The organism is Sphingopyxis fribergensis, from assembly GCF_000803645.1.
GTDB classification, from domain to species: Bacteria; Pseudomonadota; Alphaproteobacteria; order Sphingomonadales; family Sphingomonadaceae; genus Sphingopyxis; species Sphingopyxis fribergensis.
Window position 1 is genome coordinate 4,282,263 of record NZ_CP009122.1, and the last position, 26,232, is coordinate 4,308,494.

Annotated in this window: 24 protein-coding genes; 11 read left to right on the forward strand and 13 right to left on the reverse strand. The window is 65.8% G+C overall.

The annotated features are described in order from the left end of the window. The first annotated feature begins 13 nt into the window (after positions 1 to 13). Genes SKP52_RS20050 through SKP52_RS20060 form a run of 3 tightly spaced genes read left to right on the forward strand, consistent with a single transcriptional unit; the run spans position 14 to position 913 of the window. Positions 14 to 220 (forward strand): hypothetical protein, encoded by a 207-nt coding sequence (locus SKP52_RS20050; RefSeq protein ID WP_039577982.1) that lies wholly within the window; start codon positions 14 to 16, stop codon positions 218 to 220. Then, positions 213 to 422: a hypothetical protein gene (locus SKP52_RS20055; protein ID WP_039577985.1), complete on the forward strand. Its 210-nt coding sequence runs from the start codon at positions 213 to 215 to the stop codon at positions 420 to 422. Before SKP52_RS20050 ends, SKP52_RS20055 begins: the two co-directional genes overlap by 8 nt. Next, positions 422 to 913: a hypothetical protein gene (locus tag SKP52_RS20060; protein WP_039577989.1), complete on the forward strand. Its 492-nt coding sequence runs from the start codon at positions 422 to 424 to the stop codon at positions 911 to 913. The genes SKP52_RS20055 and SKP52_RS20060 overlap by 1 nt, the downstream gene beginning before the upstream one ends. 301 nt (positions 914 to 1,214) lie before the next feature. Here the strand turns inward: SKP52_RS20060 and soxR are convergent, their stop codons facing one another. Then, the gene (gene soxR / locus SKP52_RS20065; RefSeq protein WP_039577993.1) at positions 1,215 to 1,664 is read right to left on the reverse strand and encodes a redox-sensitive transcriptional activator SoxR; all 450 of its coding nucleotides are present in this window, start codon (positions 1,662 to 1,664) and stop codon (positions 1,215 to 1,217) included. Between the two features lie 104 nt (positions 1,665 to 1,768). Here soxR and SKP52_RS20070 point away from each other — a divergent pair, with 104 nt between their 5' ends. The 5 genes from SKP52_RS20070 to SKP52_RS20090 are packed head-to-tail and all read left to right on the forward strand — an operon-like array spanning position 1,769 to position 8,323. Beyond that, positions 1,769 to 2,887 carry an efflux RND transporter periplasmic adaptor subunit gene (locus SKP52_RS20070; RefSeq protein ID WP_052208623.1) on the forward strand — a complete coding sequence of 373 codons (1,119 nt, stop codon included), beginning with the start codon at positions 1,769 to 1,771 and terminating at the stop codon, positions 2,885 to 2,887. Between the two features lies 1 nt (position 2,888). After that, positions 2,889 to 5,969: an efflux RND transporter permease subunit gene (locus tag SKP52_RS20075; protein ID WP_015460390.1), complete on the forward strand. Its 3,081-nt coding sequence runs from the start codon at positions 2,889 to 2,891 to the stop codon at positions 5,967 to 5,969. Positions 5,970 to 5,991: 22 nt separating this feature from the next. After that, on the forward strand, positions 5,992 to 7,404 hold the full coding sequence (locus tag SKP52_RS20080; protein WP_407695042.1) for an efflux transporter outer membrane subunit: 1,413 nt from the start codon (positions 5,992 to 5,994) through the stop codon (positions 7,402 to 7,404). After that, positions 7,401 to 7,766: a DoxX family protein gene (locus SKP52_RS20085; RefSeq protein WP_039578005.1), complete on the forward strand. Its 366-nt coding sequence runs from the start codon at positions 7,401 to 7,403 to the stop codon at positions 7,764 to 7,766. Before SKP52_RS20080 ends, SKP52_RS20085 begins: the two co-directional genes overlap by 4 nt. Further along, positions 7,763 to 8,323: a YbaK/EbsC family protein gene (locus tag SKP52_RS20090; protein ID WP_228383711.1), complete on the forward strand. Its 561-nt coding sequence runs from the start codon at positions 7,763 to 7,765 to the stop codon at positions 8,321 to 8,323. Before SKP52_RS20085 ends, SKP52_RS20090 begins: the two co-directional genes overlap by 4 nt. Before the next feature lie 66 nt (positions 8,324 to 8,389). Here the strand turns inward: SKP52_RS20090 and SKP52_RS20095 are convergent, their stop codons facing one another. Genes SKP52_RS20095 through SKP52_RS20105 form a run of 3 tightly spaced genes read right to left on the reverse strand, consistent with a single transcriptional unit; the run spans position 8,390 to position 14,159 of the window. After that, a complete protein-coding gene (locus tag SKP52_RS20095) occupies positions 8,390 to 9,820 on the reverse strand; it encodes an efflux transporter outer membrane subunit (protein ID WP_015456753.1) in 1,431 nt (476 codons plus the stop codon). Then, complete coding sequence (locus SKP52_RS20100; RefSeq protein ID WP_015456754.1) at positions 9,817 to 12,996, reverse strand: efflux RND transporter permease subunit; 3,180 nt, start codon at positions 12,994 to 12,996, stop codon at positions 9,817 to 9,819. Before SKP52_RS20100 ends, SKP52_RS20095 begins: the two co-directional genes overlap by 4 nt. Then, positions 12,993 to 14,159, reverse strand: coding sequence for an efflux RND transporter periplasmic adaptor subunit (locus SKP52_RS20105; RefSeq protein WP_015456755.1), 1,167 nt, complete (start codon positions 14,157 to 14,159; stop codon positions 12,993 to 12,995). Before SKP52_RS20105 ends, SKP52_RS20100 begins: the two co-directional genes overlap by 4 nt. Before the next feature lie 310 nt (positions 14,160 to 14,469). On the opposite strand from SKP52_RS20105, the gene SKP52_RS20110 reads away from it, so the two are divergent. Then, positions 14,470 to 15,888 carry an MFS transporter gene (locus SKP52_RS20110; protein WP_015456756.1) on the forward strand — a complete coding sequence of 473 codons (1,419 nt, stop codon included), beginning with the start codon at positions 14,470 to 14,472 and terminating at the stop codon, positions 15,886 to 15,888. 387 nt (positions 15,889 to 16,275) lie between these two features. Here SKP52_RS20110 and SKP52_RS20115 read toward each other — a convergent pair whose 3' ends face one another. The 3 genes from SKP52_RS20115 to SKP52_RS20125 all read right to left on the reverse strand — a co-directional run bounded on the left by SKP52_RS20115 (position 16,276) and on the right by SKP52_RS20125 (position 18,628). Next, the gene (locus tag SKP52_RS20115; RefSeq protein WP_015456757.1) at positions 16,276 to 17,187 is read right to left on the reverse strand and encodes a cation diffusion facilitator family transporter; all 912 of its coding nucleotides are present in this window, start codon (positions 17,185 to 17,187) and stop codon (positions 16,276 to 16,278) included. 331 nt (positions 17,188 to 17,518) lie between these two features. Next, complete coding sequence (locus tag SKP52_RS20120; RefSeq protein ID WP_015456758.1) at positions 17,519 to 18,397, reverse strand: hypothetical protein; 879 nt, start codon at positions 18,395 to 18,397, stop codon at positions 17,519 to 17,521. A 3-nt stretch (positions 18,398 to 18,400) separates the two neighbouring features. Further along, on the reverse strand, positions 18,401 to 18,628 hold the full coding sequence (locus tag SKP52_RS20125) for a heavy-metal-associated domain-containing protein (RefSeq protein ID WP_015456759.1): 228 nt from the start codon (positions 18,626 to 18,628) through the stop codon (positions 18,401 to 18,403). A 162-nt stretch (positions 18,629 to 18,790) separates the two neighbouring features. Between SKP52_RS20125 and SKP52_RS20130 the strand changes: the two genes are divergently transcribed. Continuing rightward, positions 18,791 to 18,985 (forward strand): heavy-metal-associated domain-containing protein, encoded by a 195-nt coding sequence (locus tag SKP52_RS20130; RefSeq protein ID WP_015456760.1) that lies wholly within the window; start codon positions 18,791 to 18,793, stop codon positions 18,983 to 18,985. Positions 18,986 to 19,004: 19 nt separating this feature from the next. After that, a complete protein-coding gene (gene copM, locus SKP52_RS20135; protein ID WP_015456761.1) occupies positions 19,005 to 19,298 on the forward strand; it encodes a CopM family metallochaperone in 294 nt (97 codons plus the stop codon). Between the two features lie 563 nt (positions 19,299 to 19,861). On the opposite strand, the gene SKP52_RS20140 is transcribed toward copM, so the two are convergent. The 6 genes from SKP52_RS20140 to SKP52_RS20165 all read right to left on the reverse strand — a co-directional run bounded on the left by SKP52_RS20140 (position 19,862) and on the right by SKP52_RS20165 (position 25,488). Further along, on the reverse strand, positions 19,862 to 21,076 hold the full coding sequence (locus tag SKP52_RS20140) for an MFS transporter (protein ID WP_228383712.1): 1,215 nt from the start codon (positions 21,074 to 21,076) through the stop codon (positions 19,862 to 19,864). Next, positions 21,073 to 21,540, reverse strand: a complete 468-nt coding sequence (locus tag SKP52_RS24825; protein ID WP_051128685.1) for a MerR family DNA-binding protein — start codon at positions 21,538 to 21,540, stop codon at positions 21,073 to 21,075. Before SKP52_RS24825 ends, SKP52_RS20140 begins: the two co-directional genes overlap by 4 nt. 17 nt (positions 21,541 to 21,557) lie before the next feature. Then, positions 21,558 to 21,968, reverse strand: coding sequence for a 2Fe-2S iron-sulfur cluster-binding protein (locus SKP52_RS20150; RefSeq protein WP_039578015.1), 411 nt, complete (start codon positions 21,966 to 21,968; stop codon positions 21,558 to 21,560). A gap of 13 nt (positions 21,969 to 21,981) precedes the next feature. Next, positions 21,982 to 22,245, reverse strand: coding sequence for a glutaredoxin family protein (locus SKP52_RS20155; protein ID WP_015456765.1), 264 nt, complete (start codon positions 22,243 to 22,245; stop codon positions 21,982 to 21,984). 244 nt (positions 22,246 to 22,489) lie between these two features. Continuing rightward, positions 22,490 to 22,957 (reverse strand): Cu(I)-responsive transcriptional regulator, encoded by a 468-nt coding sequence (gene cueR / locus SKP52_RS20160; protein ID WP_015456766.1) that lies wholly within the window; start codon positions 22,955 to 22,957, stop codon positions 22,490 to 22,492. Beyond that, positions 22,954 to 25,488, reverse strand: a complete 2,535-nt coding sequence (locus SKP52_RS20165; RefSeq protein ID WP_015456767.1) for a heavy metal translocating P-type ATPase — start codon at positions 25,486 to 25,488, stop codon at positions 22,954 to 22,956. The genes cueR and SKP52_RS20165 overlap by 4 nt, the downstream gene beginning before the upstream one ends. Between the last annotated feature and the right edge of the window lie 744 nt (positions 25,489 to 26,232).

Below are 26,232 nucleotides of genomic sequence, written 5' to 3' on the forward strand. Positions count from 1 at the left end.
GAGGGAAGCGACCATGGGGACGATCCTGATTGCCTTGGGGGCCTTCATGCTGGGGGTTCTCATCACCAGCCTGTTGGCCCTTGGCGCGATCGCAATCCTCTACCGCGAGGCGGCGGCCATGGTCGATTCCTATATGAACGCTGTTCCGGGCGCCCGCATCCCTCGAGGTAGCCGGGACTGGCGGCCGCTCATCATCGCCGGCGGAGGCGCCGGTGTCTGAGAGTCCGATCGCCAGCGTTCGCGGGTTAGCGGGCTGGGTCCAGGCGATCCGCGCTGACGTCGTTGCCGAACGCGAGCGCCGGGCGCGGGACCGGGCGGTGAAACGCAGTCGCCCGGTCAGTGCTTTCGAGCTTCATTTCTATCGCACGGTGAGTGTCGCAGCCGCGGTGCTTGTCGGCCTCATGTTTCTGGGAGCGCGCTGATGCGGTCTACCTCCAAATCCTCACCTTTGTCCCGCGTCACACGCTGGATTGCGGCCCTTGTCGGCGCCGGGATTGCCTCGACTACGCCTGTTGCGGCGCAGAGTGTCGCGCCTTCGGCCGCGCCGGTCGAATGGGTGCGCTACGCCGAGTTCGCGACAACCTCCATCACCGGTTGGCTCGAGGCGCACAACGAGCCGGCGACACGTCTGCGCGCCTATCTCGATGCGACCCGACCCGCACCAGACGCGGCAACCGCGCCCCTGGTCATCAAGGTCTGGATTGAGCGCGACGGCAAAATCTCACGCATCGACTATCCTGCCTTCACCCACGCGGAGGCCAATGCCGATATGCAGGCGCTGATCGTCGGCCAGCAGCTCGCGGCCGCGCCGCCGCGCGACATGCTGCTGCCGCTCCGCATCGCCGTCCAGCTGGATGCGCCGGCATCAGCTCCAGCGCCTGCCGCAAGCGAGACGTCGCTTCCGCGGACATGACCCTTACTCTTCCCCTTTCCGGCTCGATCCGATCATGATGAAGCGGTGGCTCGACGGCCTTCGCTGGCGGCGCTCCCGCCGGTTCGAGAACGCGGTGTCGCTCGCAGTCGAAGAGCTTCTGCTTGAACATGGCGACGCAGCGTTGGATCAGGCCCGCCGCAAGGCACGTCCGCGCGACCAGCCCACCCGCCGAGAGGGACCTGGGAGGCGGCCTGACGTTGACGAGATGATGATGGGCCCAAAAATTCTAAGCAAAAAATTGTCCATTACTATTTACCCACCCTCTCGAGGGTAGCGCAGGCTAGCGATTATTCAGTCGCCGCGGCCCCGGTCCCGACCGCCCCAGTTCATCCATCGGATTGCGTAGCGGACATTCCTCAAGCGACAGGCAGCCGCAGCCGATGCAGCTCACGATCTGGTCGCGAAGCTGAGTCAGCGACATGATCCGCTCGTTGAGCATGCCGGTCCAGGCATCGGTGAAATTGCGCCAGTCTGCCGCAGTGGGGACATGATCGTGCGGCATGTCGGCCAGCGCGTCCTTGATGATCGCCAGCGGGATGCCGGCACGCTGGGCAATGCGGATGATGGCGATCCGGCGCAGGACGGAGCGGTGATAACGGCGCTGGTTTCCTTCCGTGCGCCAGCCCGCGATCAAGCCCTGCTTCTCATAAAAATGGACCGTAGAGACAGCCACGCCGCTGCGGCGCGCCACTTCGCCCACGGCCAAAACCTGCGACACTGCGGAAGACATAAATAGCCCTTGACCTCAATAATTGTTGAGGTTGTATGAGGCAGGTCGGCTTGTTCCGCAAGCATCCATTCCGTCCGAACTCGCGGACATAAACCGGAGCCGACATGAGCTTGATCGAGCGCACGAAAGCGCGCCTCCCACACATTCGCACCATCCTTGCAACGGTCTTCGCCCTTGCCCTTGTGCTGGGAGGCTTGTTCGTCTGGCGCGTGCTCAAGGCGGGACAGGCGCAGGAGTGGCATCAAGCACCGCTGCCCGTGGCCGCCATGCAACTGGAGCCAAGGGACGTTCCCCTCTCCCTCGAAGCGATCGGCACGCTCAGGGCCGTGCGGGAAGTGGAATTGTCAGCCGAAGTTGCCGGTCGCGTTTCGGCAATCCGGTTTGATTCGGGCGCAGAGGTCGGGGCCGGGGCCTTGCTTGTTCAGCTTTTCGACGGGCCGGAACGGGCGGACCGGGACGCGGCGCGGGCAAGGGCTGCCTTCGCGCGCATGCAAGTTGTGCGCTCGGAAGAGCTTGCACCGAGCGGCGCGGAACCGCGCGAACAGCTTGAAGAGCGCCGCGCAGAACGGGATCAGGCGCTTGCGGCGGTGCGTCAGCTTGATGCGCGGCTGATCCAGAAACAGGTGCGGGCGCCGTTCGCCGGGCAGATCGGCATCCGCCGCATCAATCCCGGCCAGTATCTCAATCCCGGCGATCCGATCGCCACGCTGACCGACCTGTCGCGACTTTATGTCGAATTCGCGCTGCCGCAGCAGAACCTCGGGATGATCAAGCCGGGCGCCACGGTCACGGTTGCCAGCGATGCCTATCCGCAGCGGACATTCACCGCGCGCGTGAACGCGGTCGAACCCCGGATCGGCGAGGACACGCGCAACATTACCGTACAGGCGATCCTGCCCAACCCCGACCGGGTGCTTCGCCCCGGCATGTATGTCACCGCCTCGCTGGTGCTGCCGCCCCAAACAAGTGCGCTCGTCGTTCCGGCGACGGCTATCCAGACATCGGCGCAGGGCGACAGCGTGATCGTCATTCGCGGCAAGGATGCCCGGAAAGGCGGAAAGGCGGAGTTCGTTCCGGTCCGCACCGGGCGACGAATCGGCAATGACATAGTGATCGAACGGGGCCTGAAGCCCGGCGATGTCGTGGTGACGGAAGGGCAGCTTCGCATCCAGCCCGGCGCGGACGTGACCGTGACCGCCCCCGCACGGGCTGGAGGCCGCTGATATGGCGTTCACAGACATCTTTATCCGCCGCCCCATCCTCGCGATCGTGGTCAGCCTGCTGATCCTGCTGGTGGGCGTCAGTGCGACGTTCAGCCTTCCGGTCCGGCAATATCCCCGGATGGAAAGCGCGACGATCACGATCGACACGACCTTTCCCGGCGCGACGCAGGATGTGATGCAAGGTTTCGTCACCACGCCCATGGCCCAAGCGATCGCGACCGCCAGCGGCATCGAATATATCACCTCGACATCGATGCAGGGCAGCAGCCGGATCAGCGCCAAGCTGGTACTCAATGCCGATGCCGACCGGGCGATGACGGAAATCCTCGCCAAAGTGCAGCAGGTCAAGTTCCGCCTGCCCACGGGCGTCACCGATCCCGTCATCACCAAGATCACCGACGGCGCTTCGGCGATCCAGTATATCTCCTTCATCAGCGACGATCTGCCGCCGCCGCAGCTGGTGGATTTCGCCGCGCGCGTCGCCCAGCCGATGCTCACCTCGGTCCCCGGCGTCGCATCCGCCCAGATCAGCGGCGGCGCCCCGCTGGCGATGCGCGTGTGGGTCGATCCGGTGAAGCTCGCCGCGCGCGGCCTCACGGCGGGCGACATCGCCGCCGCCCTGCGCGCCAATAATGTGCAAGCGTCCCCCGGCAAGCTGAAGGGCGCAAACACCGCGATCAACATCACCGCCGGCACCGACTTGCGCGACGTGGAATCGTTTCGCCGCATGGTCGTAAAGACCGGCGGCAGCGGCGTCGTGCGGCTGGGCGATATCGCGACCGTGGAACTTGGCGGGCAGAATTATGACGCCGCCGCGCAGGCCTCCGGCCGTCCCGGCGTGTCCATCGCCATTTCGCCGACGCCGGACGGCAACCCGCTGGAGATCGTCGCGGCGGTGAAGGCGCTGCTGCCCGAAATCCAGCGCGTCGCCCCGCCGGGGGTGGAGGTCGCCAATGATTTCGACGTCGCCCACTTCGTCAACGCCTCGATTGACGAGGTCGAGCGCACGCTGGTCGAGGCGGTGCTGATCGTGGTCGTGGTGATCTTCCTGTTCCTCGGCTCGCTGCGCGCGGTCATCATCCCCGTCGTCACCATTCCGCTGTCGCTGCTGGGCACGACGGCGCTGATGCTGGCCTTCGGTTTTTCCTTCAACCTGTTGACTTTGCTGGCCATGGTCCTCGCCATCGGGCTGGTGGTCGATGACGCCATCGTCGTGGTCGAGAACATCCACCGCCATATCGAGGAGGGGCTGAAGCCGTTCGAGGCCGCCCTGGTCGGCGCGCGGGAGATCGTCGGGCCGGTGATCGCGATGACGATCACGCTGGCGGCGGTCTATGCCCCCATCGGGCTGATGGGCGGGTTGACGGGGGCGCTGTTCCGCGAATTCGCCTTCACGCTGGCAGGCTCTGTCATCGTGTCCGGCGTGGTCGCGCTGACGCTGTCGCCCATGATGAGCGGCAAGCTGCTCCATTCGAAACTGGGCGAAGGCAGGCTGAGCCAGGCCATCGAGCGCAGCATGCACCGCCTCACCGCCGGCTATTCCCGCCTGCTGGACCGGACGCTGGCGGCGCGGGCGGCCGTCCTGATCGTGGGCGTCGCCATGCTCGGCGCGATCGTGTTGCTGTTCACCGGCGCCCAGCGCGAACTCGCCCCGCCGGAGGACATGGGATATGTCTTCGTGCAGACCAAGGCGCCGCAATATGCCAACCTCGATTACACGCGGCGCTATAGCGATGAAGTCGAGCGCATCTTCCAGACCCTACCCGAGTTCAGGAGCAGCTGGTTCGGCTCGGGCGGCGATAACAACGCCAATGGCGGGTTCGGCGGCGTCGTGCTCAAGGACTGGGCGGAACGGGACCGTTTGGCCGACGACATTCAGGCGGAGCTGACCGTGCGCACGGCGGCGGTGACCGGCGTCTATGCGACCGCCTTTCAGGACAGTCCCTTGCCTGCGGGCAGCGGCGGCCTGCCGGTGCAGATGGTGATCCGTTCGGCGGACGATTTTCCGCAAATCTACCAGACGCTCGAAACCATCAAGGGCGCCGCCTGGGGCAGCGGACTGTTCGCCTTCGTGGACAGCGACCTCGCCTTCGACAGCCCCGAAGCGCACATCACCATCGACCGCGCGAAAGCGGGCGAAATGGGCGTCAGCATGTCCGAAGTCGCCGACACGCTGGCGATCCTCGTCGGCGAGAATTATGTGAACCGGTTCAACTGGCACGACCGTTCCTATGACGTGATCGCGCAGGTTCCGCAGAGCCGCCGGCTCGCGCCCGACGATCTCGGCCGGTTCCAGGTGAGGACGGCGTCGGGCAGCCTCGTTCCGCTCGCCACCATCGCCAGCGTCGAAATACGCCCGCAGCCCAACCGGCTGCCGCAGTTCAACCAGATGAACAGCGCTACGCTGTCCGCCGTGCTGCTGCCGGGCGTGACCATGGGGCAGGCGGTGGACTTCCTGCAAAGCCAGACGCTGCCCGCGGGCACGAGCGTCGACTGGCTGTCGAACAGCCGGCAATATGTGCAGGAAGGCAACCGGCTGACCGTCTCCTTCGGCTTCGCGCTGGTGGTAATCTTCCTCGTGCTGGCGGCGCAGTTCGAGAGCTTCCGCGATCCGCTGGTGATCCTCGTCACTGTGCCGCTGGCGATATGCGGGGCGCTGGCGCCGCTCTATCTCGGCTATGCCACGCTCAACATCTACACCCAGATTGGGCTCGTCACGCTGATCGGGCTGATTTCCAAGCACGGCATCCTGATGGTGTCCTTCGCCAACGAGATGCAGCGGCATGAAGGCTGGAGCCGGGTCGAGGCGATCCGCCATGCCGCGGCGGTGCGGATGCGGCCGATCCTGATGACCACCGCGGCGATGGCCGCCGGCCTCGTGCCGCTGCTGTTCGCCGGGGGCGCCGGGGCGAACAGCCGCTTTGCCATCGGCATCGTCGTCGTCATGGGCCTGCTGGTGGGAACGCTGTTCACGCTGTTCGTGCTGCCCACCGTCTATTCCCTGCTGGCGGGCGATCACCGCCCGAAGGAGCCGACCGAAACCGGCGAATACCCGGCTGAAGGGGGTCTGGCCAATGCGTAAGTCCCGGCTCTCTCTTATCCTCTTGCCGCTGCTCGCTTCGGCTTGCGCGGCCGGCCCTGCCTATGCCCCCCGCAGACCCCCCGCTGCGTCGGCAGGGCCGTTCATCACGACGGTCGACGGCATCGACCGGGCTGGCGACCTGCCCGACGATTGGTGGCGGCTCTACCGCGATCCGGCGCTCGACAGCCTGATCGAGCAGGCCCTCGCGGCCAACACGGACCTGCGCGTCGCATCGGCCAATCTCGCCAGAGCGCGCGCGATCATTCGGGAGGCGCGCGCCGGACGGCTGCCATCCACCGAGGTATCGGGCGGCGTCAGCTATGGCGATTCCGCACAGGTCGACGCGCCGGTCGGCAATGACGCGCAATGGTCGCAGAACGCCGGAGTCGCGCTTTCCTGGGAAGCCGATCTGTTCGGCCGGATCGGGCGCGCCGTCGAGGCGGCCCGCGCCGATGCCGAAGCGGTCGAAGCCGCCCGCGATGCCGTGCGCGTGACCGTCGCTGCGGAAACGACCCGCGCCTATCTGGACGCCTGCGCGGCGGCTTACGCTTTATCGGTGGCGCGGCAGTCGTTGCAGACCAGCACGGAAAGCCGGCGCGTGGTGACGGAGCAGGCGCGCGCCGGATCGGCAAGCCGGCTCGACGTGGAACGGGCGGCAGCAGCGGAGGCGACCGCGAGGGCAGCGCTGCCGGCGTTCGAGGGACAGCGGCAGGTCGCCCTGTTCGAACTGGCGGCCCTGTTGGGCACGACGCCGGGCAATGTGCCCGAAACCGCGCGGCGCTGCGCGGTGCCGCCTGAACCCACTGCCGCCGCCATTCCCATCGGAGACGGCGCGGCATTGCTGCGGCGAAGGCCCGATCTCAGGCAGGCCGAGCGGCAGCTTGCGGCAGACACAGCGAGGATCGGCGTGGCGACCGCCGACCTCTATCCGGTCATCAGCCTTGGCGGTTCCGGCACCTTCTTCCGCAACGACGTGGTGCGGGGAAGCGATTCCTTCAGTTTCTCGCTTGGTCCCCTGCTGTCGTGGCGGTTCCCCAACATGTCGGTCGCCCGCGCGCGGCTGCGCCAGGCGGAGGCGCAGGGCGCGGCATCGCTGGCCGCGTTCGACGGGAAGGTCATCACGGCGCTCAAGGAGGTCGAACAGGCCCTCGCCATCGTAGCGACCGAACAGCGCCGGCTGGCCGCGCTGCGCGAGGCGCAGGACCGATCGGAGCGAGCCTACGAGCTTGCCGACAGGCGCTATCGCGCCGGTTCGATCGGATTGCTCGATGTGCTGGTCGCCCAGTCCGACTTGCTGGCCGCGCGAGCCTCCCATGCGGCTTCGCTGCGGCGACTGTCGCTGGCGCGGGTCGACCTGTTCAAGGCGCTCGGCGGCGGCTGGCAGCAAGCGCGGTCGACCGACAGCGCCCTCCTTTCCGAAAGGTCAGTAAAGTGAATAAGGCTCTTCCCCTGTTATCGACGATATTGGCGTGGCTGCTGGCGGCATTTTTCCTGTTCGGAGCCTATGGCAACGCCCTCATTTCCGAAGAATATGCCGCCGCCTATGCGGCCTGGGGCTATCCGGACTGGTTCCATTATGTCACGGCCGTCCTGGAACTGACGGCCGGCATTTTGTTGATGCGATCCGCCACCCGGCCGTTCGGCGCCGCGCTCGGAGCTTCGGTCATGGCGGCCGCGACGCTCACTACGTTGGTGAATGCGGACTACGACCATGCTGTCGCGCCTGCCGTGGTGCTTGCAGTCTCACTCTCCGTTCTCGGGCTTTCCGTCGCTTTGGGGCGGAACAGAAGGGCATGATGGCGTGGCTGCGAGGCAGCGCGCATGGCGTTGCCGACGAGGGAAAGTCGAGGACAAGGATCGGGTTCGATGAGAAGAATGAAGGGAAAGTCATGAACAAGGTCGAGAAGGTGCGGCAAGCGCTGCGCGCTGCCGGGCATGCGGACAGCATTGCTGAATTTCCGGCAGGAACGCAGACTGCCGAGGATGCGGCGGCTTCTGTCGGCTGCTCTGTCGCGCAGATAGCGAAGTCGATCGTCTTTCGCGCCGGCGAGGATGTAGTTCTGGTGATCGCATCGGGCGCTCATCGGATCGACCGCAGCAAGGTCGCGGCGGTGACGGAAAGGGCGGTCAAATCCGCGGACGCCGCATGGGTGCAGGAACAAACCGGTTTCGTCGTTGGAGGCGTTCCTCCCTTGGGCCATGACTGCGACCCGGTCACGATCATCGATGCCGCGTTGCTCTCGCTCGACTCCATTTGGGCGGCCGCCGGCTCGCCGACTCATGCATTTCGCACAAACGCGAAGGATCTGATCCGTATGACGGGCGGTATCGTCGCCGATGTCAGGCAGGGGTGATTGTCGCTCGCCGCTCGCAAGCCATTGCCACATCTCTCGCACGGTCCAACGGGCAATTATCCGGCGTTACCCGGTGCAATCTGAACCATTTTCCATTTCGCACACCTCCCAGCCGCCGCCGAGCGCGCGGTGAATTTCGACCACCGACAGGAGATGGTCAGAGCGCGCCGCGACGAGGGTGGCTTCGGCTTCGTACAGGCTGCGTTCGGCATCGAGAACGTCCAGATATTGGCCCTCGCCCTCGCGAAAGCGAACCGACGCCATTCGCGCCGCTTCGCGACTGGCGCCGACCTGCTGGTCGCGCATCGCGAGGCTGGTCCGGACCGCACCATAGGTCGTCAACGCGTCCTCGACATCGCGAAGCGCGATCAGGACGGTCCGGTGGTAATCGATGAGTGCCGCATCGACGCGGGCATCGGCGACACGGACCTGCGCGCGCAGCCGCGGCATATCGAACACCCCCCAATCGAGGCTGGGGCCGCCCGAGAAAGCAAGCGCACCGCCGCTGAACAAGGATTCGAACCCGCCCGCGAGAAGCCCGATGAACCCGGACAGGCGCACCGTCGGGAATAGATCGGCCTCGGCGACGCCGCGCCGTGCGGTGGCGGCGGCGAGCGCGCGTTCGGCGGCGGCGATATCAGGCCGCCGCCGCAACAGGTCGGCGGGCGCGCCGACGCCGATCTGTGTGACCTGCGGCAGGTCGGTTGTCGTCGCGGCGGGACCGGCGAAGCTTTGCGGTGTCTGGCCAAGCAGGACGGCGAGCGCATGACGCGCGGTGCCGATGCGCTGTTCGATCCCGGGTAGCGTCGCCTCGACGGCGGACAGCGCAGCCTCTGCGCGAACGACATCGAAACGCGCGCCCGCGCCGGCGCGCTCCAGCTTATATGTGACTTCGAGCGAACGCCGCTGGGTTTCGATCTGGCGATGCGCGATCGCAAGCGCGGCCTCGCTTCCGCGCAATTCAAAATAATGGCTGGCGACGTCCGCCGTAACCGCCGCGCGGGCCGAGCGCAGCAGTGCCTCGGCGCCACCGACGTCGGCCTCGGCGGCTTCGACCCCGCGGCGGATACGGCCGAACAGATCGATCTCCCAGCTGGCTTCTGCCCCGAGGCGCAAAACATCGCCCTCGCGTGGCTGACCGACCGGACGCTCGGCATCGGCCGGACGGCGGCGCTGATAGGAGGCATCAACACCGCCGCCAGGAAGCCGCGCCGCGCGCGACACGCCGGCGAGTGCGCGCGCCTCCTCAAGCCGTGCGACGGCGAGCCGCGCGTCGAGATTGGCCGCGAGCGCCTCGGCGATCAAACCATCGAGCGCCGGGTCGCCGAACAGTTTCCACCACGCGGTTTCGACAGCGGCATCTTCGACGCCCACCGGCTGCGCAGCATAGGCGCCGGGTGCCTCGATCTGCGGGGGAACATAGTTGGAGCCGACGGTAGCGCACCCGGCCAGGCCAAGGAGCAGGACGGCGGGTGAAAGTTTGGCGATCGATGTCATAGGGTCAATTCCTGCGGCTTGGTGTCCGGGCTTGAAAGGCGCCGCGCCTCGCGCCGCAGAACGGCCTTGCGGATCACGACGTAGAAGAGCGGGGTGAGGAAGAGGCCGAAGAGCGTCACCCCGAGCATGCCGGCGAACACCGCGATGCCCATGGCCTGCCGCATTTCGGCGCCCGCCCCTGTGGCGATCGCCAGGGGGACCGCGCCGGCGATGAAGGCGATCGACGTCATCAAGATCGGGCGAAGTCTTAACCGGCAGGCCTCGAGCGCTGCGGCAAGCGGATCGAGACCTTCGTCCTCCTGCGCGCGCGCGAACTCGACGATCAGGATCGCATTTTTCGCGGCCAGTCCCACCAGCACGACAAAGGCGATTTGAGTGAAGATGTTGATGTCGCCGCCGGTCAGCCAGACCCCGACGAGCGCGCTCAAGAGACACATCGGCACGATGAGCAGGACCGCCAGCGGCAGCGACCAGCTGTTATACTGCGCCGCAAGGATCAGGAAGGCGAGGAGCACGGCGAGCGGGAAGATGTAGAGGGCGGCATTGCCCGCGGTCTTTTCCTGATAGGTCAGATCGGTCCACTCGAAGGTCATGCCGTCGGGCAGTTCGGCGCGCGCGATCCGTTCCATCGCCGCGACCGCCTGCCCCGAGCTGAAGCCCGGCGCGGGACCGCCGCTGATATCAGCCGATGGAAAGCCGTTATAGTGGATGATGCGATCCGGGCCCGCGCCGGGCGCGGTCGTGACCAGCGTCGCGAGCGGGACCATCTCGCCCTGGGCGTTGCGGACCTGAAGCCGCCCGACGGCATCAGGCTGCGCCCGCGCGTCGGCTTCGGCCTGCGCATAAACCTGATAGGTGCGGCCGAAGCGGTTGAAGTCGTTGACATAGAGCGAGCCGAGATAGACCTGCATTGTGTCGAACACATCGGTCATCGCCACGCCTTGAGCCGCCGCCTTGGCCCGGTCGACATCGACCGAAAGTTCGGGCGAGGCGACATTATAGCTGGTCATCAGTCCGGCAAGCGCCGGCTCCTTGGCAGCAGCCGCCATCACCTTGGCGCTGGCAGCAGCGAGCGCCTCATAACCCGCGCCCGAGCGGTCCTCGATCTGCATCTTGAACCCGCCGGTCGCGCCGAGACCGGGAACCGGAGGAGGCGGAAAAACGCCGACGAAACCGTCGGGGACAGCGGCATATTTGCCCTGCAGTCGTCCGGCGATCGCTCCCGCCGCCATGTCCGGCGAAGTGCGCTCGGAAAAAGGATCGAGCATCACGAACATGACGGCGGCGTTCGGCACGTTGACGAATCCGTTGATCGACAGGCCCGGAAAGGCGACGACACTTTCGACCCCGGGCTCCGCCAGCGCGATCTTCGAGACCTGCTCGGCCACCGCCTGGGTGCGGTCGAGCGACGCGCCGTTCGGGAGCTGGACGATGCCGACGAGATAATATTTGTCCTGCGCAGGCACGAAACCGGCGGGCAGCTTGTCAAAGGCGAACCAGGTCAGGCCGAGCAATCCGGCATAGACGAATCCCGCGACCGCGCCGCGCCGGACGACACGTCGCACGCCGCCGACATAGGCGACCGAGCCGCGATCGAAGGCGCGATTGAAGGGCCGGAACAGCCAGCCAAAGCCCTTGTCGATCGCGCGCTGGATGCGGTCGCGCGGCGCGTCATGGCCTTTGAGCAGCACCCCGGCGAGCGCGGGCGACAGCGTCAGCGAATTGACCGCCGACAGGATGGTCGAGATGGCGACGGTAAGCGCGAACTGGCGATAGAATTCGCCCTGCAAACCGCCAAGAAAGGCAGTGGGGATGAAGACCGCGGCGAGGACCGAGGTGATCGCGATGATCGGCCCCGTAACCTCTGCCATCGCCTTGCGCGCGGCTTCGCGCGGCGTTTCGCCAAGCCCGATGTGGCGCTCGACATTCTCGACGACGACAATTGCGTCATCGACGACGATGCCGATCGATAGCACCAGTCCGAACAGCGACAGCGTGTTCAGCGAAAAGCCGAACAAATACATCACCGCCAATGTCCCGACCAACGAGACGGGCACCGCGACGAGCGGAATGATCGACGCGCGCCAGGTCTGAAGGAAGAGGATCACGACAAGAACGACGAGGAGCGTCGCCTCGAGCAGCGTGACGATCACGCTTGCGATCGAAGCCTCGACGAAGATCGTCGGATCATAGGCGATGCGATGCTCCAGCCCGTCCGGGAACCCGTTCGAGAGCCGGTCCATCGTCGCCCGAACCTGTGCCGCCGTGTCGAGCGCGTTGGCGCCCGGGCTTTGCAATATCTGGAGCGCGATCGCGGGCTCGCCGTCGAGCAGCGAGCGCAGCGCGTAGTCGTTGGCACCCATTTCGATCCGGGCGACCTCGCCCAGCCGGGTGAGCTGGCCGTCGGCGCCGGTCTTGACGACGATCGCGGCGAACTCCTCCTCGGTCGCGAGGCGGCCTTTGACGTCGAGCGCGACCTGCTGCGCGGCGGCGGGGCTGGGCTGGCGCCCGACGCTGCCCGCGGCGACCTCTACATTCTGTGCGCGGATCGCAGCGACGATGTCGCTCGCGGTCAGGCCGCGCGAAGCGATCCGCGCCGGGTCGAGCCAGACGCGCATCGAATATTCGCCGGCGCCCCAGACGACCACATCGGCGATACCGGGAATGCGCGCGATTTCGTCGCGAACCTGGAGCAGCGCATAGTTGGAGATGTAGAGCGGGTCATAACGCTTCGATGGCGAGAGAAGATGCACGACCATCAGCGCATCGGGCGCAACCTTTTGCGTGGTCACGCCCAGCCGCTGTACCGTCTCGGGCAAGCGCGGCAGCGCGCGCGACACCCGGTTCTGAACCTGAACCTGCGCGATGTCGGGATCGGTCCCTTGTGCGAAGGTGACCGTGAGGGTCATCCGGCCGTCGGTGGAGGCCTGGCTCGCCATATAGAGCATGCCCTCGACGCCGTTGACCGCCTGCTCGATCGGGCTTGCGACGGTTTCGGCGATGACCTCGGGCGAAGCGCCGGGATAGGCGGCGACAACGGTCACCGTCGGGGGCGCCACCGCCGGATATTCGCTGAGCGGCAGGCGGAGGAGCGCAAGCAGGCCCGCGATCAGCAGCAGCACCGACAGCACGATCGCGAAGATCGGCCGGTCGATGAAGAAGCGGGGGAAGTTCATCGCGCCGCCTCCCGCTGCACGCCAGCTTTCTGAACGCCATTGCCGCGCGGCATCGGCACGATCTTGGGCTTGACCGCCATGCCGGGGCCGGCGAGCCCCTTGACGATGACGCGGTCGCCGGGCCGCAAGCCTTTCTCCACAACGCGCAGGCCGTCCACGATCGGGCCCAGTGTCACGGGACGATATTCGGTCACGTTCTTCGCACCCAGAACAAGGACGAAGCGTCTGCCCTGTTCGACGCCGATCGCGAGGTCGCTGACCAGAATGGCTGGCCGTGTATCGCCGGTCGCGATATCGACTTCGGCGAACAGGCCCGGCGCCAGACGGCCGCCCGGATTGGGCAAAATCGCACGCGCGCGGATCGTGCCCGTCGCACGGTCGAGGCGGTTGCCGATGAAATCCAGCCGCGCCGACCGCTTGCTGCCGTCTTCGAGGCGGACGTCGACCTTGGCCCCGGCGCCTTGCCCGCGGCGATCGGCCAGCGAGCGAAGATAGGTCGCTTCGTCGACATCGAATTCGACAAAAAGCGGATCAACCGAGACGATGGTCGTGAGCGGTGTCGCAGCCTCACCGCCGGCGACCAGATTGCCCCGGGTGACGAGTATCTGACCGACCCGGCCGGCGATGGGTGCTTCGACGCCGGCATAGCGAAGGTCGAGCGCCGCCAGTCGCTCCGCCGCGCGCGCCGATGCGACCTGGGCTTCGCGCTCGCGCAGGGTCGCGGTGGTTACGTCCGACCGCTCACGCCCGGCAACACCCTCGGCGACGAGCCGGCGGGCCCGCACATCCTCGGCCGCCGCGAGTCCCAGCCGCGCTTCGGCTTCGCGCGTCGCCGCGCGTGCTGCGGCGTGCCGCGCCGCGAAAGGCGCACTATCGAGGCGAAAGAGGATCTGACCGCGGCGGACTATCTGCCCCTCGGGGACGCTGACATGGGCGATATAGCCCGAGACGCGCGGCTTGAGGTCGACCGTCTCGACCGCCGTCAAGCGCCCGGTATAGGTCGAACGCGGCACGTGATCCTGCACGACCACCGATGCTGCAAGCACCATCGGCGGCGCCGGAGCGGCGGCCTGTTCATCGCCTCCCGGCCCGCCCACCCAAAACACCACCAGCCCCGTCGCCAATATCATACCCAGTGCCGCGGCAACCCGTGATTTTCGCATCTCAACCTCCGAATCAGCGCCCGCTGATCCGAATGGATGGGGGCGTTCAAACTCGGGGGTTGCGGTTTTCCATCGTTGGAGGGTCAAGGGCTTTTTCGCCGGTAGTTTGAACAGGGAGGCGCGCGCGGCGAATTTCCACACGGCGTCCGCCGCCGCGAATTTCCGCGCTCGACCTCGCTACGGCCCCTCAGGCGCATACCTCGATCGATCGAGACGAAATTAGGCTTTTGGCTATTGACCATGCCAGCGTTGGAAGCCCGACCCCCGGCATCAATCGCAATAAGCGGGAAACTGATCTTGGGGAATTCCAATGCAGGACTTCATACCCGATCCGAAGAGATGGGCCGCTCTCGCGCTGCTTTGCGCCGCCCAGTTCATCGTGATCCTCGATACATCGATCATCGGCGTGGCCTTGCCCGCCATGCAGGCCGACCTCGGCTTCAGCGCGGGCGGGCTGAGCTGGATCTTCAATGCCTATGTCATCGCCTTTGGCGGCTTGCTGCTCCTCGGCGGACGGCTGGGCGATCTGCTCGGCGCCCGCCGCATCTTTGCGGGCGGATTTGCCATACTCACCTTGGCGTCGCTGCTGGCAGGGCTGGCGCCAAGCCAGGAGATGCTGCTTGCCGGACGGGCTTTGCAGGGCGTGGGCGCCGCGCTGATCGCGCCATCCGCCCTCACCATCCTCATGCGCCTTTTCGGGCATGATGGTGCCGAACTCGGCAAGGCGTTCGGTTTCTGGGGCGCCGCTGCCGCGGCGGGCGGCTCGGCCGGCGTGTTTCTGGGCGGCGTCATTACCGAATGGATGAGCTGGAACTGGACCTTCCTGATCAACGTGCCGCTCGGCCTTCTCGTGCTGGCGCTCGTTCCGGCCGTGCTCGGCAAGTCACCGCGCAGCAGCGGCGGCATCGACTGGTTCGGGGCGATCAGCGTCACAGGTGCGCTTGTCAGTCTCGTCTATGCCATCGTCTCGATCGAATCAGCCGGCTCCGACCCTTCGCAGACATTGTCGATACTGGTGGTTTCGGGAATTCTTTTCGCAATCTTCCTGATTGCCCAGTTCGCGCGGCGCGAGCCGCTTCTTCCCCTCGGCATTTTCAAGGCGCCGAACCTCGCGGCGGGCAATCTCGTGATGGCTTTGCTCGGGGCCGCCTGGATCCCGCTTTGGTTCTTCCTGAACCTCTATCTCCAGCAGATCCTCGGCCTCTCGGCGCTCGCCAGCGGCCTCGCGCTTTTACCGATGACCGTGACGATCATGGTCGTGATGGTCGGCCTTTCGGGCAGGTTGATCGGACGGTTTGGCGCCAAGCCCAATCTTGTGCTCGGGCTGCTGCTCATGGGCGGCGCGCTCTGGATGTTCGCGAACCTGCCGCCGGACGGAACTTTCTTGATGGACGTTCTGCCGGCTTCTCTCCTCGCCGCCTTCGGCATGGCCCTGGCCTATATTCCGACGACGATGACGGGCATGGCCGGCGCGAGGCCCGAGGAGACAGGCCTGGCATCAGGGCTGATCAACACGACCTACCAGATCGGCTCCGCCATCGGCCTCGCCATCATGGTTGCGCTCTCGACCTCCGGTTCCGGCGAAGGCACCGGCCAGACCGCCGAAACCATGCTGGCCGGTTTCCAGACCGCCTTCCTGGGAGCGGGGGTCGCCGCCGGTGTTGCCGCGCTCGCGGCGCTGCTGTTCGTTGGAACCTCCGGGCCGCAAAAGGATGTACCGGTCGGCTGAAAGCCTCACGTCAGCGGGGGCCATGCCTCCGCTGGCGCGGCATATGGAGGACGCGGGTTTCGCGGGGACGGCTGGGAATCGGCGCTGTTTTCGGCAATCAGGTGCTCCCGTCATACTCGGCCAATGATGGATGCCCCCGCCCAGCGATTCGGGGGCGGATGGCTTCAAGCGCCCAGACTGCGGGTTTCTGCGTTTTGGGACGACAGCCCGTTCAACAGGATCGAACGGATGGAAAAGACAGGAACGCGACTCCCGCGCGCGGCTCTGATCCTGTAGGTATCCCGCAAGCGAAGGTCTCCGGCAGGAGATCCTTTTCGGAGCGAACGGGGGCTTTTCGTTCGACCTCCACCATTCATCGACGAGGGTCGAGCCATGACGCGCAGCCGGCTAGTGCGCGTGGCCTGTATGAGCCGCCATTGCCTGGCCGGGCGCGTCGAGGCTGCAACCGGCATTTCCGTCCCAGTCGATCCCGATTGTCGGGTGCTCGATCTGGAATTTCGTCTTCAGTTCGTGCTCGACCTGGCCAATCACATGGCGGATATCGGCTCCGTCCGCCGGCTGCACCTGGAGCGTCGCCAGCACGCGCCCCGACGTCAACGACCAGATATGGATATGGCTGGCATTCTGCAGGCCCGGGACGGCCGCACGAAGATGTTCGGATATTTCGGAACTGCTGGCGTTGGCGGGCGCGCCTTCGAGCAGGATATGCAATGTGTTCTTGAGCAGGCTCCACGCGCTGCGCAGGATCAGCAGCGACACGAGCACCGAGAGAATAGGGTCGATCGGGGTCCAGCCCGTGAACCAGATCGCGCCTGCGGCCACGATGGCGCCGACGGAGCCGAGCAGGTCGCCCATCACGTGCAGCACCGCACCCTTGACATTGACATGGTCTGAATCGCCGCGGGTGAGAAACCAGAGGACGAAAAGGTTCACGAGCATGCCCGTGAGGGCGACCACGAACATCGAGCCGGCCAGAACCGGTCCCGGATTCTGGAAACGCTCGACCGCTTCGTAGAGAACCCACGCGACAATGCCGAACAAAGTGAGGGCATTGACGAACCCGGCGATCACCTCGAACCGGGCGTAGCCAAAGCTGCGCTGCCCGTCGGCAGCCCGCCTTCCGAGACGGAAGGCGGCGTAAGCGAGGCCGAGCGCGATGGCGTCGGTCAGCATATGTCCGGCATCGGCCAGAAGCGCGAGCGAGCCCGAGAGATATCCGCCGACAGCTTCGACGAACATGAAGGCGAAGATGATCAGGAAGGAAAGGAGAATCTTGCGTTCGTTATCCTCCGTAACCACCGGAAGATGCGAGTGATCATGGTCATGTCCGCCCACGTGGTGGTGATCATAGCCATGTCGATCGTGGGATGAGCGTGGATTTGGCATGGTTCGTTCCATCGGTTTCGGTTCGGCGGAGCCGGGTTTGATCCCAAGGTCGGCGGCGCCTGTTACGCAGCTGGCGCTTTGGCACGGATGTCCGCACTTCCGATCTACTATGGCCGGCCGCGATCAACTGTACGCGCGATATGCCCGACCCTGTCCGCGAAGAGACCGGGCGATATCGAATTCGTGTGGCTTGCATTAGAAGTTCGAGAAAGGGGCGCGGTTGCAACGGCGTGCCCCGGCGCGGTCACGGCGCCGGCGGAACGGTGACGACGAAGGGCACCGTCCGCACCTCGCCGCCACCCATGAACTGGATCCACAGTGCATAACGGCCCGCGCGTGGCGGCGCTGCGTGAAGCATCAGCTTGGCCGGGATGGCCGCCCCTGGATCGGCATGGGATCCATGCGCGTGCTGCCCATGTGCATGATGGCCGCCTTTCGGAGCATCCGCCATGGCGTGCGCGTGAACATAGCCGAGATCGTCGGTGCTCACGAAGACCGCATGCGCGGGCACGCCGAGATAGAGCCCGAGATCGGTCGCGGGCCTGCCATCCTTCAAAATCGTCAAGGCGATCATGTTTTCGGCGCCGGCCCGGAGCGCCGCGGCGTCGAGCTCGATCGAATAGGGGCCGTCGGATCCCTCTGCGGCGGCGACCGGCGGCGATTGCTGCGCGACCGGGGTCTTTTCAACATCGACCGGCACGTCGAAGCGGACGACCTGCTGGCCGAGCCCCTTCGGCATGACATCGGCGTACACATGATAGAGCCCGGCCTTGGGGAAACGCACCTCGATCCGGAAGCGCCCGTCCGGCCCGGGTTTCTCCGGATGCTCGTGCACGAAGGTCGAGAAGGCGCTGTCGGTCGCCAGCAAGTGGAGTTCCCGCGCCAGTTCCTCGTCGAACTGGGTGACGGGCTGCCCCGTCATCTTGTCGGTAAAAGCGATCACCAGCTCGCGCGCAAGCGGCCCGGTCTCCCGGACAGTGAGTTCGGCGGTCACTTTCTCCGTGATGCCGGGAAGAGCAAAGGCGCCGCTCAGGGGAGCCTCCGCCGCGAAGGACGGTCGTGCCGCCATGCCCGTCACCGCCAGCGCCGCCGCGCCGGCCATGAAAAAATGTCTGACATCCATGATCTAATCTCCCGATCGGATGGCTGCGGCTGCGGGACGTGTCCCGGCCGGATAGCCTGCTTCGCTGAGCGCCGCGAGGAATGCGGCTTCGTCCGCCACGCTCTCGACCCGAACCTCGCGCGCGGGCGGGTCGGTTTCGATGCGGGCCTGCGGGTCGACGCTTTGCAGCGCCCTGGTGACCGACCTGGCGCAGCCGCCGCAGGTCATATCGGGGATATAGAAACGGCGCATAAAATCTCCTGGTGATGCGATCTTCAGGCGATGTGGGGTTTGCCATCGTGACAAGGTCAAGGACCGCAGGGCGAAATTATTTTTTCACGAACGACGCTTGACCTGCCCACGATGGCAAACCCCATCTCCATCGGCAGGAACCCGAGAACAAAGGAGAATCCCATGCAATTCCTTGTACCCGATATGACGTGCGGTTCCTGTGTGCCGCACGTCACCGACGCTATCGCCAAGGTCGATCCCGGCGCCGTGGTCGAGGCCGATACCGTCGCCCGCACAATCACCGTCACTACCTCCGCCAGCCAGCAGGAAATCGAGGAGGCACTCACCGACGACGGCTATCCCGCCACCGCGATCTGAAACAGGAGAAGTGAAGCGCATGGAACATGACCAGCATCGCGGCCACATGCGATCGCCCCCTTCCGGAAACCCGGTCATTCGCGCCTATCAGGAAGCGAATGACCGGATGCACGCCGCCATGACGATCAAGTTCAGCGGCGATGCCGATTTCGATTTTCTTCGCGGGATGATTCCGCATCACCAGGGCGCCATCGAGATGGCGCAGGTCGTCTTGAAACATGGAGCCGACCCCGAGGTGCGCCAGCTGGCCGAAGCGATCATCGCCGCCCAGGAGAATGAAATCGAACAAATGCAGCGGTGGCTGAACCGCTAGGCCGCCTGCCACATCTCGCCGACCCGTTACCCCTCCCTCAGCCCCCCTGAGCGGGTCGGTCAAGTGCCCGAACGTCGGTGAACACCGACGCCCGGCCATGGGTGCGCTTCGGTATCCAATCATGGAGCCGGGGCGCGCTTCATCCGGCTTCCCGGCCGAAATGCTTTGGTCTTGCCCGTCCCGAAACCCGTGACCGCATCGCGCATTCGACGCCATCGGATAAAAGCACATGATCTGCGACGCCGGCCGGTCGGGGCGCGATCAGCCTGCGATGCTGCCGGGCTGTCGACAAGGTTCAAATATGGGCGCCGGTCCGAAAGTTGCCGGCCACTTGCGATCGGCTTCGCCCGCTTCATCTGATGGTATATTTCCCTGCCTCGGCATCGCGGCATATGTGGGACTTTTTGGCCTTGGGACGCGGAGCCTCTCGAATATTTGGACCTGTTCGCCGCAGACCCGCCGCAATGCGGACCATTTGCGATTGTTGGCGGATCCCCGGCGCCGGCATGAAATCTTCGGATATGGCTCCGATCCCGGCCTCAGCGGTGCCGGTCCCGATACCGTCACCTGGCCGCGATCTCCGGTCGCGAGCGCCGCACCGCGAACCAGGCTGTCGCAAGTCCCGCGACCAGCAGCGCCGGGAATGCGGCGATGTTGACCGTCGCCCAGCCTTGACCGGTCTGTATCGTGCCGGCCGCGAGCGTCGCGAGCGCCGTGGTGCCGAACACGAGAAACTCGTTGGCGGCCTGGGTTCTGGCGCGCTCCGCCGGTTCATAGGCTTCGGTGAGAAGGGTCGTGCCGCCGATAAACAGGAAGTTCCAGCCGACACCGAGGAGAAGCAGCGAGGCCTGGAAGGCCAATAGCGCCGACCCGCTGAGCGCGATAGCAAGGCTTACCGACAAGAGGAGTGCGCCTGCGACGAGGATACGCAGCACCCCGAAGCGGGCGATGAGCCCGCCGGTGAAGAAGGACGGCGCGAACATACCGACGAGATGCCAGCGCGTGACGCTGGCCGCGGCATCGACCTCGTGGCCAGCGGCGACCACCGCGAGCGGCGAGGCGGTCATCACGAAGCTCATCACGATATAGGCGGCGGCGGCATTGAGCGCCGCGACGACGAACACCGGCTGGCGCATGATCGCCAGCAGCGGGCGTCCGCGCGCGTCTGCCTCCGCCGCGATCGCGGGCGGCGTCGCGCGCAAAGCTGCAAGCACGGCGATAGAGAAGAGAGCGAGCAGCGCGGCAGCGAGAAAGGCCCCCATATATTCGGCCGCCGGAACAAGCGCGCGCGTTCGCGCTGCTACCTCGGGGCCGATGACCGCGGCGGCCACTCCGCCCGCCAGGACCCATGATACGGCCTTCGGGCGGAACGCCGGCGCGGCGAGGTCGGCGGCGGCGAAGCGGTAATACATGGCGGACGCCTGGAAGACGCCGATCAGTGCGTTGCCGAAGCAGAACAGCGCGAAGTCCCCTCTGGCGATTCCCCAAGCCGCGAGGCTGGCGCCCGCGGCGCCGACGAAAGCGCCGAGCTGGAAGCCGGCGCGGCGCCCGATCCGCGCCATCAGCATCGAAACCGGAATGGTCGTGACGGCGGTGACGACGGTGCTTAGTGCGAGGGGGAGCGTCGCGAGGCTCGGGATCGGCGCAAGCGCCGCCCCAACGAGCCCCGAAAAAGTGAAGATCACCGAGAGCGTCGAAAGATAAAGTGCCTGGGCGACGCTGAGGATCAGAACCGGCCTGCGCGCGCCACCGGACATTTCTATCATCTCTTGCGTCACGTCCGCCGCTCCGTCGACGCGCACCACGGGGCCAATGCCGCTTTCTCCGCGGCGAACCGCGCCGGGTTGCGGCGGAGGCGGAGGCGCGCGCGTCCAGCCGGGGCTATCGCGGCCTTGTCGTTTGCCATGTCATTGCGGTTCGGCCCGTCGCCGCGCGCGTCGCTTTTGGCGAAGGAGGCGAGATGCTCAAGCGCGCTCACCATCGCCTGAATGTCGGTGATATGGCGCTTCAGCGCATCGGCGTGGCGGTGCGCGATCGTCCCGGCATCGGCGTCCGAACGGGCGCGCCAGAGCTGAAGCAGGATCAGCGCCCGTTCGATTGTCAAGCCGAGATCGCGGCCGCGGCGGGCAAGGCGCAGCATTTGCGAAAAGGCGCGGCGGCTGCCTGCCGTGCCGCCCACCCTGGCGATGAAGCCTATTTGCTCCAGATCCCGGATCAGCCTCGCCGAAGCGCCGATCAACATGGCGGCCCGCCCGACATTCATGATGCCGTCTTCCCGCCTGCTTGGCGCGCCGCGTACTGAAACGGTGGCTCGGTGTTGGCGCGCGTGGCATCATCGGGTGCGGCGACATCGGTTTTGACGCGGCGGGCCGGGTGGGCAACGGCTTCATCCTCCTTGCCGAGCCATGCGACCTCAATGTTGGTGAGCGGCTGTGCGCGGCACGCCAGAATGAGCCCTTGCGCCTTTTCCTCGGGGGTGAGTGCGAAGCACGTGTGGGGCAGCATGTCGACCTCGCCAGCCACGAGCCGCGACTTGCACGTGCCGCAGCGGCCCGAACGGCAGCCATGCGGATAGGCGATGCCGGCATCGAGCGCCGCCTCGAGGATTGTCTGGCCGTCGCCGACCGCGATGGCGCGGCCGGCTTGGTGGATATCAACGGTTCGCGTCACGGCCGCCCCCCGCTCAAACGGCGTCGGCGAGGCCAAGCGCCTCGACGAGCCTCGGCTTCTGCGATGCGAAGGTTCCGTGGAAGATTTGGTCGCCAACAAGCGTGATCGGTGCGACGCGCACGCCGGTGCGCATCTTGGCTTCCGCCATGATCGCCGGGTCCGACATATCCTTTTCGGTCCAGGCGAGTCCGCGGCTGGTCAGCCACGCCTTAAGTGCTCGGCAATCGGGACAGGTCGCTGTGGAATAGATGAGTATCTCGGGAGTGGTCGCAGGCATGATCTTGTTCCTTGTCGGTCACGAGCGGCGGAGAGGAGCGACGGCTTGGGGCCGTCGGAATGCCTCCTCGTGCTGGCCGCCCGCCAGGAGATGCGGCTTCCAACGATGGCAGGGTCAACCCTAATTCGGTCGAAGCGAATGCCGATGATGTGTGGTCAGTCGGCGCCGACGTCGCTGGCGTGGATGTGCCGGATTCGCCCGGGTTCAGCCAGACAACGGCCAGGGCCCACAGGGCCGGGCGGGCTCAGTGCCGCCGTGCGGGCGGCCCGCCGGGTCCGCCGAAACGCTGCGGCTCGCGGGGTTCGAGCCGCGAGGGCTCGCCGTCGTCGTCGGCCAGCCCTTCGATGATCGGGCAGTCGGGGCGGTCATCGCCGTGGCAATGATCGGCGAGCGTTTCGAGCGTCCGCACCATCGCTTCGATTTCGGCCATTTTTCCGCGGAGCCGTTCGATATGTCCCAGCGCGAATGATTTAACATCGGCGCTGGCGCGGCTCCGGTCCGACCAGAGGCCGAGCAGCTCGCCGATCTGCTCCACCGTAAAGCCGAGATCGCGCGCGCGCCGGATGAAGCGAAGCCGATGCACGTCGGCCTCGTCATAGTCGCGATAGCCCGAGTCGTGGCGCGCGGCCTTGGGGATGAGCCCCGTCTGCTCATAATAGCGGATCATTTTCGTCGAGACCCCCGACAATTTGGAAGCGCGGCCGATGTTCATGCTGCCTCTCCTTCTGCGTTTTTGTCGGACGCGATCACCGGCCGGAACGCCTTCAGCCTGAGCGCGTTGCTTAGCACGAAGACGCTCGACAGCGCCATCGCACCAGCCGCGAAGACCGGCGACAGCAAAGTGCCGTTGAGCGGATAGAGCGCGCCGGCTGCGACGGGGATCAGCGCCGCATTATAGCCGAACGCCCAGAACAGATTCTGCTGGATGTTCCGGATCGTCGCCTTCGACAGCGCGATCGCATTGACCACGCCGCGAAGGTCGCCCGACATCAGAACGACGTCGGCGGACTCGATCGCAACATCAGTGCCGGTGCCGATCGCCAGGCCGACATCGGCCTCGGCGAGCGCGGGGGCGTCGTTGATGCCGTCGCCGACGAAAGCAACCTTGCGGCCCCCCGCCCGAAGCCGGTTGAGCGCATCGACCTTTCCGTCGGGAAGCACTTCGCCGACCACCTCGTCGATCCCCAGCGTCCGCGCGACGGCATCGGCCGTCGCCTGATTGTCGCCGGTGATCATCGCGACCTTGAGTCCGAGCGCGTGCAGCGCGCTGATCGCCTCGGGCGTCGTGTCCTTGATCGGATCGGCGACCGCGATCACCGCCGCAAGCTTGCCGTCGATCGCGGCATAGAGCGGGGATTTGCCTTGCGCGCCGAGTTCGCGGGCCTTGGCGGCAAAGGCCGAGACATCATGCCCCAGCTTGTTCATGAACCGGTCGGCGCCGACCCGAACGTCGCGATCGCCGACCCGCGCCGAAACGCCGTACCCGGGAATGGCTTCGAATGCTGTGGGCGACTGGACGTCAAGACCCCGCGCGTCCGCGGCAGCCACGATCGCCTCGGCGATCGGGTGCTCGGACTGGCTTTCGACGCTGGCGACCAGCGCGAGCACCTCGTCGCGCCCGAACCCGGCCGCCGGCTCGATGTCGGTCAGTTCGGGGCGCCCCTTGGTCAACGTGCCGGTCTTGTCGAGCGCCACGACGCTCACGTCGCGCAGCGTCTGAAGCGCCTCGCCCTTGCGGAACAGCACCCCCAGTTCGGCAGCGCGCCCGGTTCCCACCATGATCGACGTCGGGGTCGCAAGACCCATCGCGCACGGGCAGGCGATGATCAGCACCGCGACCGCATTCACCAGCGCGAAGGTCAGCGCCGGATCGGGGCCGAAGATGAGCCAGATCAGGAAGGTCAGCCCCGCGATCCCCATTACTGCGGGGACGAACCAGGCGGTCACCTTGTCGACCATCGCCTGGATCGGCAGCTTCGATCCCTGCGCCTGCTCGACCATGCGAATGATCTGCGCCAACACCGTGTCCGCGCCGACCTTGGTCGCGCGGAAGGTGAAGGCGCCGGTCTTGTTGATCGTGCCGCCGACGACCGCTGCGCCCGCGGACTTGGCAACCGGGACCGGCTCGCCGGTGATCATCGACTCGTCAACATAGGAGTTTCCGTCAACAACTTCGCCATCGACCGGCACGCGTTCGCCCGGACGCACCTGGACGATATCGCCCGTACGGACATCCGCGAGCGCGACTTCCAGCGCCGTGCCATCGCGCACGACGCGGGCGGTTTTCGCCTGCAGTCCGACGAGCCGCTTGATCGCCTCCGACGTTCGCCCCTTGGCCTTGGCCTCAAGATAGCGGCCAAGCAGGATCAGCGCGACGATCACCGCCGCGGCTTCATAATAGACATTGGCGGTGCCCGCCGGCAGCACGCCGGGGGCGAAGGTCGCGACCAGCGAATAGCCCCAGGCGGCGCTCGTCCCCAGCGTGACGAGCGAGTTCATATCGGGCGTGCCGCGCAGGATCGCGGGAATGCCCTTCTGGAAAAAACGTAGCCCAGGCCCGAAGAGCACCAGCGTGGTTAGGACGAACTGGATCAGCCAGCTCGTCTGCATTCCGATCGTGGCCATGACGAAATCATGGACCGCGGGGATGAGGTGCGAGCCCATCTCGAGTATGAAGACCGGCAAGGCCAGCACCGCGGCGAGAAGCAGCGACCGGCGCAAGCCGATGAGCTCCTCTTCGCGCGCCGAGGCTTGCTGGTCGGACGATGCGCCATCATCCTCAATCCGGCGCGGTTCGTAACCGGCGCCGCGGATCGCGCCCTCCAGATCGCCAAGCGACGCAATGCCAAGATGATAGCGGATGCTGGCTTTCTCGGTCGCCAGATTGACGGTGGCGGTAATGACACCTGGAACCTTGGACAGCGCTTTTTCAACATGACCGACGCACGACGCGCACGTCATGCCCGCAACGCCAATTTCGACCTCGACCTCGGGCACCTGATAGCCCGCGCGCTCGATCGCCTGCACGACGGCAATCGGGTCAGCGGCGCCCGCGAATGTCACATCGGCGCGTTCGGTCGCCAGATTGACGCTGACCCCGTTCACGCCCGGCAGCTTGGCGATCGCCTTTTCGACATGGCCGACGCACGAGGCGCAGGTCATATCGGCGACGGCGACGCTTAACTGCGCCAATCTGGTGGCCGGGTTATCGCTTTCGCGCTTCAATTGCACCACATCGGCCATCACAAAATCTCCGGTTTTCTTCGATTGACCGGGTTGTGGGGTTTCCAACGATGGGAAGGTCAAGGGGAAAACTTTCCGAACCGAAGACTTCCCGCACGTATTTCGACCCGCAATTCCTAGGCGACGCCGAACAGTTCTGGGATGCGGCGAAGCCGCCGAAGCGACGGCGCGGCCCCGCGCGGTTCACACTCTCGTCCCAGCCATCTCGCCTGACCTTTCCGAGGGACGACTGCGGCGGCCGACACGGCCGCGCCCCATATAATCAGTATATTGGCTGAGCGGACTGGGCAGCTACAGGAAATCACATGATTGCCGGGCAAACTTCCAAGGCCTGATAGCCGGTTCCATTGCTCGCTCTCCAAAGCCTGAATGCAGGCAGTCCGCTTCCCGCCCCAAAGCCGCCGTTTCACCATTTTGGAAATCACTGACTCCGCGAGCGGAGAATCGGCCGATGGCTGGCCGGCAGCGCATAGGAGCAAAACCGCGAGAATTGGGTGATTTGGGACCGTCCACATTTAGCCATACAGGGCTGGAAAGCATACATCACTACGGATCGGCTCGTTGCCCGGATTTGACATCTGTTTCACATATCGCGGTCCAGAGCGGGGATCGCGATCCCGATCATATGACCTTTCATGCCGCACCGCGCCCCCAGCATCCGAAGAAAATCGAATATTGTGTGATCAGGGACACAGAGCATGGTCACCGCGGCCTTATCTCCTTGAAACATCCACTATATTGAAG